A 12915-nucleotide genomic window follows, 5' to 3' on the forward strand; every position below is an offset into this window, starting at 1 on the left:
GGGCAGGGGGGTGGCGGTGGTGCTCATGGCGGGGCCTCTGGCGTCGTCCCCCTTCTGTGGCCGGGGCCGCGGCCCGGCGCAAGCGGGCGCGCAAGCGGGCGCGGATGACGGCGCCGATTGCGGTCCGCCCTTTCAATGCCGGCCCCCTTGCGCTAAACGCGCCGGCTTATGGAAGCGCCGGGACTGCGTTCGCGGGCGTGGTGGAACTGGCAGACACGCTGGATTTAGGTTCCAGTGGCGCAAGCCGTGGGGGTTCAAATCCCTCCGCCCGCACCACCGGCCCTCCGGCACGAGACTGATTCTTCAGGAGCATGGTGTGGCGATGCAGGTGACCGAGCTGGCAGCCGAGGGGCTGAAGCGGGGCTTTACCGTGGTGGTTCCGGCGGCGGACATCGCCGCGGCGCGCGATCAGCGTCTGGCGTCGCTGGCGAAGGAGATCCGGCTGCCGGGCTTCCGCCCCGGCAAGGTGCCGGCCGCGGTGGTCAAGCAGCGCTACGGCGCCTCGATCATGGGCGAGGTGCTCGAGGAGCAGGTGCAGTCCATCACCAAGACCGTGGTCGATGAGCGCGGCCTGCGCCCGGCCATGCAGCCGAAGATCGAGCTGGTGAAGTTCGAGGACGGCAGCGACCTCGAGTTCAAGATCGAGCTGGAGCAGCTGCCCGAGATCCCGCTGCCCGACTTCGCCGCGATCGAGCTGGAGAAGCCGGTCGCCAAGGTCGGCGACGACGAGGTGATGAAGGCGCTGGAGGGCATCGCCTCCCGCAACCGCGCCATGGAGGATGTCACCGAGGACCGCGCTGCGGCCCAGGGCGACGTGGTCGTCACCGACTTCATCGGCCGCGTCGTGGTGGATGGCGTGGTCGGCGAGGCCTTCCAGGGCGGCACCGGCACCGACATGCCGGTCGAGATCGGCGGCTCGGGCTTCATCCCCGGCTTCGCCGAGGGCCTCGAGGGCATCAAGGTCGGCGAGACCCGCCATGTCGACGTGACCTTCCCGGCCGAGTACGGCGCCGCCGAGCTGGCCGGCAAGCCGGCGCAGTTCGAGCTGACCGCGAAGAAGCTGCAGACCCCGGTCGCCGCCGCGGTGGACGAGGACTTCGCCAAGAAGCTCGGCCTGGAGAGCCTGGACGAGCTGAAGAAGCGGATCGCCGAGTCCCTGCAGGGCGAGTACGACCAGCTGTCGCGCCTGAACGTCAAGCGCAAGCTGCTCGACGCCCTGGCGGCGCAGGCGAGCTTCGAGGTTCCCCCCTCGATGGTCGACAGCGAGTTCGGCCAGATCTGGCAGCGCGTCGAGGCCGACCTGAAGGAAGGCAAGCTCGACGACGAGGACAAGGGCAAGGACGAGGAGACGCTGAAGGGCGACTACCGCGCCATTGCCGAGCGCCGCATCCGCCTGGGCCTGCTGCTGTCCGAGATCGGCCGCAGCAACAACATCCAGGTGACCAACGAGGAGCTGACCCGGGCCATGCGCACCGAGGCCAGCCGCTATCCGGGCCAGGAGCGCCAGGTCCTCGACTTCTTCCAGAAGAACCCGCAGGCGATCGACAATCTGCGCGCGCCGCTCTTCGAGGAGAAGGTGGTCGACTTCATGCTCGAGCTGGCCAAGGTCAGCGAGAAGGAAGTCCCGGCCGGCGAGCTCTCGGCCGAGCCCGCGGCCTGATCCTGCGCCCCGGGCCTTGGCCCGGGGAAGCCATCGCGGCGCGGCGGGTCAGGCCCCGCCCGCCGGCATGCCGCCGGAGCCGGCGCCACCCCATATCGGGGGCCGGGATCCGGGGTGACCGGGGTGACCAGGCCCCGGAATGGCGCGCCAGGCTTTGCCGGCGGCGCGCCGAGCGCCCGGCGCCGGGCAGGAAAGGCGGGTTTGCGGGGCTTCGGCGCCGCATTGTCGCGCCCCCCTCTTTCGCGCCGCCGCCGGCTGCCCCATGTTAATCCCGAAGCGTTAGGGTGACGGCGGCAGGCCGGCGCCGGAAGGCCGCCGGCAAAGGGCCCGCGGCGGATCCGGCCCCCCTGCCACCGCGAGAGGATGCACAATGCGGGACCGCGATCCGGTCGAACTGTACAACAACCTCGTCCCGATGGTCATCGAGCAGACCGCGCGGGGCGAGCGGGCCTTCGATATCTATTCGCGCCTGCTGAAGGAGCGGATCATCTTCCTGACGGGTCCGGTCTACGACCAGATGTCGTCGCTGATCTGCGCCCAGCTGCTGTTCCTGGAGAGCGAGAATCCGAACAAGGACATCGCCTTCTACATCAACAGCCCGGGCGGCGTGGTCTCGGCCGGCCTCGCGATGTACGACACGATGCAGTACATCCGCGCGCCCGTCAGCACGGTCTGCCTCGGCATGGCCGCCTCGATGGGCAGCCTGCTGCTGACCGCCGGCGAGAAGGGCAAGCGATTCGCCCTGCCGAACAGCCGGATCATGGTCCACCAGCCCTCCGGCGGTGCCCAGGGCCAGGCGACCGATATCGAGATCCAGGCGCGGGAGATCCTGTCGCTGCGCAAGCGGCTGAACCAGATCTACGTGAAGCATACCGGCCAGCCGATCGAGGAGATCGAGAAGAAGCTGGAGCGGGACAGCTACATGTCCGCCGAGGAGGCGCGGGACTTCGGGCTGATCGACCAGGTGGTCGAGGAGCGTCCGGCGACCCCCGCCGAGCTGGCCAAGGGGTGACGGCGGCGGAAGCCCTGGGCCGGGCGAGAAACCCGGCCCGGCTTCCCCGCCCGGCCCGCCTGGCGGGAGCGGGGCTGGCGCGGGCCGCCCTGTTTCCGTTCCACTTCCCCCCAGATGACAGGGGGGCTACAGTCCCGCAAGATCGCCCGGCCCTTCGCCGGGGGGTCCAGGAGCGCGCATGAGCAAGTCCGGCGACTCAAAGAACACCCTGTATTGCTCGTTCTGCGGCAAGTCGCAGCACGAGGTACGCAAACTCATCGCCGGCCCGACGGTCTTCATCTGCGACGAGTGCGTCGAGCTCTGCATGGATATCATCCGTGAGGAGCACAAGACGCACCTGGTGAAGTCCCGCGACGGGGTGCCGACCCCGCGCGAGATCTGCAAGGTGCTGGATGACTACGTGATCGGGCAGGAGCACGCCAAGAAGGTGCTCTCCGTCGCGGTGCACAACCATTACAAGCGCCTGGCCCATGGCGCGAAGACCGGCGAAGTCGAGATCGCCAAGTCGAACATCATGCTGGTGGGCCCCACCGGCTCGGGCAAGACGCTGCTGGCGCAGACCCTGGCGCGCATCCTCGATGTGCCCTTCACCATGGCCGACGCCACCACCCTGACCGAGGCCGGCTATGTCGGCGAGGATGTCGAGAACATCATCCTCAAGCTGCTGCAGGCGGCCGACTACAATGTCGAGCGGGCGCAGCGCGGCATCGTCTATATCGACGAGGTCGACAAGATCAGCCGCAAGTCCGACAACCCCTCCATCACCCGTGATGTGAGCGGCGAGGGCGTGCAGCAGGCCCTGCTGAAGATCATGGAAGGCACCGTCGCCTCCGTGCCGCCGCAGGGCGGGCGCAAGCACCCGCAGCAGGAATTCCTGCAGGTCGACACCTCCAATATCCTCTTCATCTGCGGCGGCGCTTTCGCCGGGCTGGAGAAGATCATCGCGGGTCGCGGCAAGGGTAGCGGCATCGGCTACGGCGCCGAGGTCCGCGGTCCGGACGAGCGCCGCACCGGCCAGATCCTGCGCGAGGTCGAGCCCGAGGACCTGCTGAAGTTCGGCCTGATCCCCGAGTTCATCGGCCGCCTGCCGGTCGTGGCGACGCTGGACGACCTGGACGAGAAGGCGCTGGTCGAGATCCTGACCAAGCCGAAGAACGCCCTGGTCAAGCAGTACCAGCGCCTGTTCGAGATGGAGGCCACCAAGCTGACCTTCACCGAGGACGCCATGCGCTCGGTCGCCGGCCGCGCCATCCAGCGCAAGACCGGCGCCCGCGGCCTGCGCTCGATCATGGAGGGCATCCTGCTCGGCACCATGTTCGACCTGCCGGGGCTCGAGGATGTCGAGGAGGTGGTGGTGAACAAGGAGGTGGCCGAAGGCCGCGCCGCCCCGTTGTTCATCTATGGTGAACGGGCGGCGGAGCAGTCTTCCGCATGAGCCGAACCCGGCAGCGGTGCCCGGGGGGCTGTCGGCTTCGGCCGCATGGCTTGCCCCGGCGCCCTGCCGGCCCCATTTCATGGGAATGACGCCCGTGGTTCGGGGCCGTGCCGATGACCGGGCGGACCTGCGCCGACTGTCCTGAGTGAGGTCCCCTATGGCGGAACAGAAACCCGAATTGACGAGCGGTGAGCTGCTGCCGGTGTTGCCGCTGCGCGACATCGTCGTCTTCCCGCATATGATCGTGCCGCTCTTCGTCGGCCGCGAGAAAAGCGTCCGCGCCCTCGAGGCGGTGATGCGCGACGACAAGCAGATCCTGCTGGTCGCCCAGCGCAACGCCGCGCAGGACGATCCCGGCTCCGCCGATCTCTATGACGTGGGCACTGTCTCCACCGTGCTGCAGCTGCTGAAGCTGCCCGACGGCACCGTCAAGGTGCTGGTCGAAGGCGGCAAGCGCGCCCGCGTGCTCGGCTTCAAGGAGACCGACCAGTATTTCGAGGCCTATACGGCCGCCCTCGACGAGGAGCAGCCCGAGGCGCCCGAGATCGAGGCGCTGGCCCGCACGGTCGTGTCCCAGTTCGAGCAGTATATCAAGCTCAACAAGAAGATCGCGCCCGAGGTGCTGGTCTCGATCAACCAGATCGAGGATTCGGCCAAGCTGGCCGACACCGTCGCCAGCCACCTCAACCTGAAGATCTCCGAGAAGCAGGAGCTGCTCGAGATCGCCTCCGTCGCGCAGCGGCTGGAGCGGGTCTTCGCCCATATGGAGAACGAGATCGGCGTTCTTCAGGTGGAGAAGCGCATCCGCAACCGCGTCAAGCGGCAGATGGAGAAGACCCAGCGCGAGTACTATCTGAACGAGCAGCTGAAGGCGATCCAGAAGGAGCTGGGCGAGGGCGAGGACGGCAAGGATGAATCCGCCGAGCTCGAGGCCAAGATCAAGGCCACCAAGCTGTCGCCCGAGGCGCGCGACAAGGCCATGGCGGAGCTGAAGAAGCTGCGCTCGATGTCGCCGATGAGCGCCGAGGCGACGGTGGTGCGCAACTACCTCGACTGGATCCTGTCGATCCCCTGGAAGAAGAAGTCGAAGGTCCGCAACGACCTGGCCAAGGCCGAGGCGGTGCTGGATGCCGACCACTACGGGCTGGAGAAGATCAAGGAGCGGATCCTCGAATACCTGGCGGTGCAGTCGCGCTCGCCGAAGATCCGCGGCCCGATCCTCTGCCTGGTCGGCCCGCCGGGCGTCGGCAAGACCTCGCTGGGCAAGTCCATCGCCAAGGCGACCAACCGCAACTTCGTCCGCATGTCGCTCGGCGGCGTGCGCGACGAGGCGGAGGTGCGCGGCCATCGCCGGACCTATATCGGCTCGATGCCGGGCAAGGTCATCCAGGGGATGAAGAAGGCCAAGACCTCCAACCCGCTGTTCCTGCTGGACGAGATCGACAAGCTCGGCGCCGACTGGCGCGGCGACCCGTCGAGCGCCCTGCTGGAGGTGCTGGATCCGGAGCAGAACTCGACCTTCGCCGACCACTATCTCGAGGTCGACTACGACCTGTCGGACGTGATGTTCGTCACGACCGCCAACTCCTTGCGTATGCCGCAGCCGCTGCTGGACCGCATGGAGATCATCCGCATCCCCGGCTACACCGAGGATGAGAAGGTGCAGATCTGCCGCCGCCACCTGGTGCCCAAGGTCACCGAGGCGAACGGGCTGAAGGAGGGCGAGTGGAGCGTCACCGACGACGCGCTGCTCGATCTGGTGCGCTACTACACGCGCGAGGCCGGCGTCCGGAACCTGGAGCGCGAGGTCGGCGGCCTGGCCCGCAAGGCGGTCAAGGAGATCGTCTCCAAGAAGGCCAAGAAGGTCGCGATCAACCGCAAGAACCTGGACAAGTATGCCGGGGTTAAGAAGTTCACCTATGGCGAGACCGAGTCCGAGGACATGGTGGGCGTCGTCACCGGCCTGGCCTGGACCGAGGTCGGCGGCGAGATCCTGACGATCGAATCCGTCATGGTCCCGGGCAAGGGCAAGGTGCAGACCACCGGCAAGCTCGGCGACGTGATGCAGGAAAGTGTCTCGGCGGCGCTGTCCTATGTCCGCTCGCGGGCGATCAGCTTCGGCATCAAGCCGACGACCTTCGACCGCCGCGACATCCATGTGCACGTCCCGGAAGGGGCGACGCCCAAGGATGGCCCCTCGGCCGGCATCGCCATGGCGACCTCGATCGTCTCGATCCTGACCGGCATCCCGGTGCGCAAGGATGTCGCCATGACCGGCGAGATCACCCTGCGCGGCCGGGTCCTGCCGATCGGGGGCCTGAAGGAAAAGCTGCTCGCCGCGCTGCGGGCCGGCATCAAGACGGTCTTCATCCCGAAGGACAACGAGAAGGACCTGGCCGAGATCCCCGACAACGTGAAGAAGGGGCTGAGCATCAACCCCGTGGCCCATGTCGACGAGGTGATCAACAAGGCCCTGGTCCGCGCGCCGGAGGCCATCGACTGGAGCGAGCCGGAGGAGGCCGCGCCGCAGGCCGCCGACGGCAAGGCCAGTTCCCCGGCCAGCCTGCCGCACTGACCTGGCGGGGGCCCGAGAGGCCTCGTCGGAACCGAAGGGCCAGGATCTTCCTGGCCCTTTTTTCATGGGCATCGCACAAGTTTTTATACGCGGTCCCCGAGCGAAGCCGTTGCGAAGCCGCACCAAGCGGTTGAGACTGAGGCCGTCAGCGGGATGCCCGGTCGGGCGCACCCTTCGTCGTCGCCCGGTGGGAGAATTCCGCCAGGCGGCCCGTTGCGGTACTCTCGGCCCAGGGAACCGCCCAAGGTGGACCCGCCAGAAGGCGGTGGCCGCCATCCAGAGACAGCTATCGAGACAGTCGGGGGACAGGACCACGTGAACAAGCAGGATCTCGTCGCGGTCGTCGCAGAGACCGGCGAGCTCTCCAAGGCCAAGGCCGGCGAGGTGCTCGATGCGGTGTTCGATGCCATCAGCGAGTCGTTGAAGAGCAAGCAGGAGGTGCGGCTGGTGGGCTTCGGCACCTTTTCCACCTCCCGCCGCAAGGCCGGCAAGGGCCGCAACCCGCGCACCGGGGAGGAGATCGAGATCGCCGCCTCCGCCACGGTGCGCTTCAAGGCCGGCAAGGCGCTGAAGGACGGCCTGACCTGAGCTCTGCCGCGCGGGCGCTCCAGCGCGCCCGCACCGGCCTCTGGAAGGGGCAGGTCTCGCGGCAGAAGGCCGCTGACCTGCCCGATGCGCGGCCCCGCTTTCCATGGGGCCGCTTTTCCCCTTAAACAGCCGCCACGCTGAGGGCGCTTAGCTCAGCGGTAGAGCGCCTCGTTTACACCGAGGATGCCGGCGGTTCGAATCCGTCAGCGCCCATTCTTCTGTCCGTTCGGATCATCAGGGGGGGGGGAGGCGGGACGCTTCGCCCGCGCCGGTCGCGCGACGATCCAGGTGAGGCGCGGCGCCACACCGGAAGAAGGCCGGCCGTCCTGTCATGCGCGGCGTGACAGCCTGGCCATCTTCCTCTCGTCCACCCGTTTCTCGCCGCCCGATGAGACGCCCCTGCGCCGCATCCCCAGCATTTCCAGGCCGGAACCCGGCGCCGTCACGGCCGCTTCGCCGGAAAGCCTCGGCTGGGCCATTTCTCTGTCATATCAATCGCCGAAAAGATGATTTTGGGTCGTTGACAGCAGGGGCGCTGGGCCGTAATTCCCCCTCCACGACGGAAGCGGGTGTAGCTCAGTTGGTTAGAGCGCCGGCCTGTCACGCCGGAGGTCGCGGGTTCGAGCCCCGTCACTCGCGCCAGTCGTACTACAAAAACGCCGCCCTGGATCTTCCAGGGCGGCGTTTTTGTCTTGGCGGCTATCCATCTTTCAATGTTCCGCAATGCCCTGCGGGCTATGGCGATCCGGGCGCTTGGGAGGTAATGTCCGCCCAGCGTTGCGCTGCGGCATGCCCCGCGGCGTGACTGGCCGTGTGCTCCCCTGTGCACGGCCCTGTTGGGCCCCGGGCCCGAGGACGGACGCACCATGACCCAGCCCCTGCTGGCGAACTATTTCCCGATCCTGGTCTTCCTGGCCATTGCCGGCGGCATCGCCATCGCGATGGTCGGCGGCAGCGTGCTGGCGGCCCGGCAGAAGCCCTATGCGGAGAAGGTCTCCGCCTATGAATGCGGCTTCGAGCCTTTCGACGACACCCGCCGCCGCTTCGATGTGCGATTCTACCTGGTCGCCATCCTGTTCATCATCTTCGACCTCGAGGTCGCCTTCCTATTCCCCTGGGCCGTCTCGCTCGGGCAGATCGGCTGGCTCGGCTTCCTGTCGATGATGGCGTTCCTTGGCGTGCTGACCGTCGGCTTCATCTATGAGTGGCGCAAAGGCGCCCTGGACTGGGAGTGATCGGCTCATGAGCGCGAGCAATCAGCTGGCCTGGAACCAGCAGGCCTTGCCGCCGGGGGCTGACCAGGACGCCGTGATCAAGGGCGTCTCCGGCGAGATCGAGGAGAAGGGCTTTGTCGTCGCCAACCTGGACAAGGTGGTGAACTGGGCCCGAACCGGCAGCCTCTGGCCGATGACCTTCGGCCTGGCCTGCTGCGCGGTGCCGATGATCCATGCCTATATGCCCCGCTACGACCTGGACCGCTTCGGCGTCATCCCGCGCGGCTCGCCGCGGCAGTCGGACGTGATGATCGTGGCCGGCACGCTGACCAACAAGATGGCGCCCGCCCTGCGCAAGGTCTACGACCAGATGGCCGAGCCGCGCTGGGTCATCTCGATGGGCAGCTGCGCCAATGGCGGCGGCTACTACCACTACAGCTACAGCGTGGTGCGCGGCTGCGACCGCGTCGTGCCGGTCGACGTCTATGTGCCCGGCTGCCCGCCGACGGCCGAGGCGCTGGTCTACGGCATCCTGCAGCTGCAGAAGAAGATCCGCCGGACGGGGAGCATCCTGCGTGGCTGAGAACGATACCGCCGTCGCGCCGGCCGAGCCCCCGCCGCCGCCGACGCCCGAGCAGGCGCTGCTGGCCGCCGTTCTCGCCTCCCTGCCCGGGGGCGTGGTGCTGGACAGCCAGATCGCCCGCGGCGCCGAGGTCGAGATCCGCATCCGCCGCGAGGCGCTGCACGCGACCATGCTGATGCTGCGCGACGATCCGCGCTTCGCCTTCGAGCTCTGCGTCGATGTCTGCGGCGTCGACTGGCCGACTCGTGCCGAGCGCTTCGACGTGGTCTACCACCTGCTGTCGATGGCGCTGAACCACCGCATCCGGGTGATCGTCGCCACCGATGCGGCGACGCCTGTGGCCAGCATCTGCGACATCTGGCCCTCCGCCACCTGGTTCGAGCGCGAGACCTGGGACATGTACGGCGTGGTCTTCGACGGCCAGCCGGACCTGCGCCGGATCCTGACGGATTACGGCTTCGAAGGTCATCCGCTGCGCAAGGACTTCCCGCTCACCGGCTTCGTCGAGGTCCGCTACGACCCCGAGCGCCAGGCCGTGGTCTATGAGCCGGTGAAGCTCACCCAGGAATTCCGCAATTTCGATTTCCTCTCGCCCTGGGAAGGCATGACGACGCTGCCCGGCGACGAGAAGGTGCATCTCAACCGGATCACCCGCGAATGAGCCTCAGCACCGACGACACCCCGGCCTCGGGCGGCACCCGCACCGTCGAGATCGACAGCCACACCATCAATTTCGGTCCGCAGCATCCGGCGGCGCATGGCGTGCTGCGCCTGATCCTGGAGATGCAGGGCGAGGTGGTGGAGCGTGCCGACCCGCATATCGGCCTGCTGCATCGCGGCACCGAGAAGCTGATCGAGCACAAGACCTACCTGCAGGCGCTGCCCTATTTCGACCGCCTCGACTACGTGGCGCCGATGGCGCAGGAGCATTGCTTCGCGCTGGCGACGGAGAAGCTGCTGGGCATCCAGGCGCCGCTGCGCGCCCAGTATATCCGCGTGCTCTTCGCCGAGATCAGCCGCGTGCTGAACCACATCCTGAACATCACCACCTATGCGCTGGATGTGGGCGCGACGACGCCGAGCCTCTGGGGCTTCGAGCAGCGCGAGGTGCTGCTGGAATTCTACGACGCGACCTCGGGCTCGCATTACCACGCCAACTACTTCCGCCCCGGCGGGGTGGCCAAGGACCTGCCGGCCGGGCTGACCGACCGGATCAGCGCCTGGGCCGAGCAGTTCCCGACCTTCGTCGACGACATCGAGCGGCTGCTGACCGGCAACCGCATCTTCAAGCAGCGCACCGTCGACATCGGCATCATGACCGCCGAGGAGGCGATGGCCTGGGGCTTCACCGGGCCGTGCATCCGCGCCTCGGGCTGCGCCTGGGACCTGCGCCGCAGCCAGCCCTACGAGATCTACGACCAGCTCGACTTCGAGATCCCGGTGGGCAGCCATGGCGACTGCTACGAGCGCTACCTGGTGCGCATCGCGGAGATGCGCGAGAGCCACAAGATCATCAAGCAGTGCCTGGCGCAGATGCCGAGCGGCCCGATCAAGGTGGCCGACAGCAAGATCGCGCCGCCGAAGCGGGCCGAGATGAAGCGCTCGATGGAAGCGCTGATCCACCACTTCAAGCTGTATTCCGAGGGCTACCACGTGCCCGAGGGGTCGACCTACACGGCCGTCGAGGCGCCGAAGGGCGAGTTCGGCGTCTATCTGGTCGCCGACGGCACCAACCGCCCCTATCGCTGCAAGATCCGCGCGCCCGGCTTCGCGCATCTGCAGGCGATGGAGAAACTGTCCAAGGGCCACATGCTGGCCGACGCCGTCTCCGTGATCGGCAGCCTGGACATCGTCTTCGGAGAGATCGACCGGTGAGCGCCCCGCATTCTCATTCTCACCCGGCCCATACGCACGAGGAGCCGGCGAGCTTCGCCTTCGACGCGGAGAGCGAGGCGCAGATCGCCAGGATCCTGGCGCGCTATCCCGAGGGCAAGCAGGCCAGCGGCGTCATCCCGCTGCTCTATGTTGCGCAGAAGCAGATGGGCCGCCTGACCGGCAGCGCCTGGACGCCGCGCATCGCCATGGACACCATCGCGGAGCGGCTCGGCATGGCGCCGATCCGCGTCTATGAGGTGGCCACCTTCTACTTCATGTTCAACACCAAGCCGATCGGCCGGTTCCACCTGCAGGTCTGCGGCACGACGCCCTGCTGGCTGCGCGGCTCGGACGAGGTGCTGCGCGCCTGCAAGGAGCATGGCCACCTCAAGGGCTATGGCGACACCAGCGAGGACGGGCTCTTCACCATGACCGAGGTGGAGTGCCTGGGCGGCTGCGTCAACGCGCCGATCCTGCAGGTGGATGACGACTACTACGAGGACATGGACTACGAGACCACGGTCACGCTGCTGGAGGCGCTGAAGCGCGGCGAGCGGCCTACCCCGGGCAGCATGAAGGGCCGCCAGGGCAGCGCACCGATCGGCGGGCCGGAGACGGTGCTCGACATCCCGATGGTTGATGCGGGGAAGGAGTGAGACCATGGCGCTGAGCGACAAGGACCGCATCTTCACCAACCTCTACGGCCTGCATCCGTGGAACCTGAAGGATGCGCGGCGGCGCGGCAGCTGGGACGGCACGGCGGGGATCATCGCCAAGGGCCGCGACTGGATCATCGAGGAGATGAAGCAGTCCGGCCTGCGCGGCCGCGGCGGCGCCGGCTTCCCGACCGGCATGAAGTGGTCCTTCATGCCGAAGTCCAATCCGGACGGGCGCCCCTCCTACCTGGTCGTCAACGGCGACGAGTCGGAGCCGGGCACCTGCAAGGACCGCGACATCATCCGCAACGATCCGCATCTGCTGATCGAGGGCTGCCTCTATGCCGGCGTCGGCATGGGCGCGCATGCAGGCTACATCTATGTCCGCGGCGAATACTACAACGAGATCCAGGTCCTGCAGGCCGCGATCGACGAGTGCTATGAGGCCGGCCTGCTCGGCAAGAACGCCGCCGGCTCGGGCTGGGACTTCGACCTCTACGTGCATCGCGGCGCCGGCGCCTATATCTGCGGCGAAGAGACCGCGCTGATCGAGAGCCTCGAGGGCAAGAAGGGGATGCCGCGGCTGAAGCCGCCTTTCCCGGCCGCCGTCGGCCTCTATGGCTGCCCGACCACCGTGAACAACGTCGAGACCATCGCCGTCGTTCCCGCCATCCTGAAGCGCGGCGCCAGCTGGTTCTCCAGCTTCGGCCGCCCGAAGAACGTCGGCACCAAGATCTTCTGCATCCAGGGCCATGTGAACAAGCCCTGCAACGTCGAAGCCGAGATGAGCATCCCGATGCGGGAGCTGATCGACCGCTATGCGGGCGGCGTGCGCGGCGGCTGGGACAACCTGCTGGCCGTCATCCCGGGCGGGTCCTCCACGCCCCTGCTGCCCAAGCATATCTGCGACGACGTGCTGATGGATTTCGACGCTTTGCGCGAGCACAAGTCGGGCCTGGGCACCGCCGGCGTGATCGTCATGGACAAGTCCACCGACATCATCAAGGCGATCGCCCGGCTGGCGCATTTCTACAAGCATGAGAGCTGCGGCCAGTGCACCCCCTGCCGCGAGGGCATGGGCTGGCAGAAGCGCCTGATGGACCGCATGGTCGAGGGCCGCGCCGAGCTCGCCGAGATCGACGTGCTCGAAAGCGTCACGCGGCAGATCGAAGGCCACACCATCTGCGCGCTGGCCGATGGCGGCGTCTGGCCGGTGCAGGGCCTGATCCGGCATTTCCGCCCGCTGATGGAAGAGCGCATCCGGGACTATCACGCCAGAAAGCACGGCGGCGCGATGCCGCTGGCGGCGGAGTAAGC

General features: G+C 67.5%; 11 protein-coding genes and 3 tRNA genes. All 14 read left to right on the plus strand.

Going from position 1 to position 12915, the window contains the following annotated elements:
- Positions 1 to 191 precede the first annotated feature (191 nt).
- The 14 genes from BKE38_RS04640 to nuoF all read left to right on the plus strand — a co-directional run bounded on the left by BKE38_RS04640 (position 192) and on the right by nuoF (position 12913).
- Positions 192 to 276, plus strand: a tRNA-Leu gene (locus tag BKE38_RS04640).
- Positions 277 to 322: 46 nt separating this feature from the next.
- Positions 323 to 1660: a trigger factor gene (gene tig / locus BKE38_RS04645; protein WP_076956202.1), complete on the plus strand. Its 1338-nt coding sequence runs from the start codon at positions 323 to 325 to the stop codon at positions 1658 to 1660.
- A gap of 370 nt (positions 1661 to 2030) precedes the next feature.
- Positions 2031 to 2672, plus strand: coding sequence for an ATP-dependent Clp endopeptidase proteolytic subunit ClpP (clpP, locus tag BKE38_RS04650; protein WP_076956203.1), 642 nt, complete (start codon positions 2031 to 2033; stop codon positions 2670 to 2672).
- Between the two features lie 178 nt (positions 2673 to 2850).
- Positions 2851 to 4107, plus strand: a complete 1257-nt coding sequence (gene clpX, locus BKE38_RS04655; RefSeq protein ID WP_076956204.1) for an ATP-dependent Clp protease ATP-binding subunit ClpX — start codon at positions 2851 to 2853, stop codon at positions 4105 to 4107.
- Between the two features lie 157 nt (positions 4108 to 4264).
- Positions 4265 to 6682 carry an endopeptidase La gene (lon, locus tag BKE38_RS04660; RefSeq protein ID WP_076956205.1) on the plus strand — a complete coding sequence of 806 codons (2418 nt, stop codon included), beginning with the start codon at positions 4265 to 4267 and terminating at the stop codon, positions 6680 to 6682.
- A gap of 153 nt (positions 6683 to 6835) precedes the next feature.
- Positions 6836 to 7270: an HU family DNA-binding protein gene (locus BKE38_RS33600; RefSeq protein ID WP_278247605.1), complete on the plus strand. Its 435-nt coding sequence runs from the start codon at positions 6836 to 6838 to the stop codon at positions 7268 to 7270.
- A 141-nt stretch (positions 7271 to 7411) separates the two neighbouring features.
- A tRNA-Val gene (locus tag BKE38_RS04670) sits at positions 7412 to 7483 on the plus strand.
- Between the two features lie 352 nt (positions 7484 to 7835).
- Positions 7836 to 7912 (plus strand) — tRNA-Asp (locus BKE38_RS04675).
- 224 nt (positions 7913 to 8136) lie between these two features.
- Positions 8137 to 8505 (plus strand): NADH-quinone oxidoreductase subunit A, encoded by a 369-nt coding sequence (locus tag BKE38_RS04680; RefSeq protein WP_076956207.1) that lies wholly within the window; start codon positions 8137 to 8139, stop codon positions 8503 to 8505.
- 7 nt (positions 8506 to 8512) lie between these two features.
- Positions 8513 to 9067 carry a NuoB/complex I 20 kDa subunit family protein gene (locus BKE38_RS04685; protein WP_106409129.1) on the plus strand — a complete coding sequence of 185 codons (555 nt, stop codon included), beginning with the start codon at positions 8513 to 8515 and terminating at the stop codon, positions 9065 to 9067.
- Positions 9060 to 9728: an NADH-quinone oxidoreductase subunit C gene (locus tag BKE38_RS04690; protein WP_408887417.1), complete on the plus strand. Its 669-nt coding sequence runs from the start codon at positions 9060 to 9062 to the stop codon at positions 9726 to 9728. The genes BKE38_RS04685 and BKE38_RS04690 overlap by 8 nt, the downstream gene beginning before the upstream one ends.
- Positions 9725 to 10942, plus strand: coding sequence for an NADH-quinone oxidoreductase subunit D (locus tag BKE38_RS04695; protein WP_076956209.1), 1218 nt, complete (start codon positions 9725 to 9727; stop codon positions 10940 to 10942). The genes BKE38_RS04690 and BKE38_RS04695 overlap by 4 nt, the downstream gene beginning before the upstream one ends.
- Complete coding sequence (locus tag BKE38_RS04700; protein ID WP_076956210.1) at positions 10939 to 11598, plus strand: complex I 24 kDa subunit family protein; 660 nt, start codon at positions 10939 to 10941, stop codon at positions 11596 to 11598. Before BKE38_RS04695 ends, BKE38_RS04700 begins: the two co-directional genes overlap by 4 nt.
- 4 nt (positions 11599 to 11602) lie before the next feature.
- Positions 11603 to 12913: an NADH-quinone oxidoreductase subunit NuoF gene (gene nuoF, locus BKE38_RS04705; RefSeq protein WP_076956211.1), complete on the plus strand. Its 1311-nt coding sequence runs from the start codon at positions 11603 to 11605 to the stop codon at positions 12911 to 12913.
- Positions 12914 to 12915 lie beyond the last annotated feature (2 nt).

Origin of the sequence: Teichococcus deserti, assembly GCF_001982615.1 — a bacterium.
GTDB lineage: Bacteria > Pseudomonadota > Alphaproteobacteria > Acetobacterales > Acetobacteraceae > Pseudoroseomonas > Pseudoroseomonas deserti.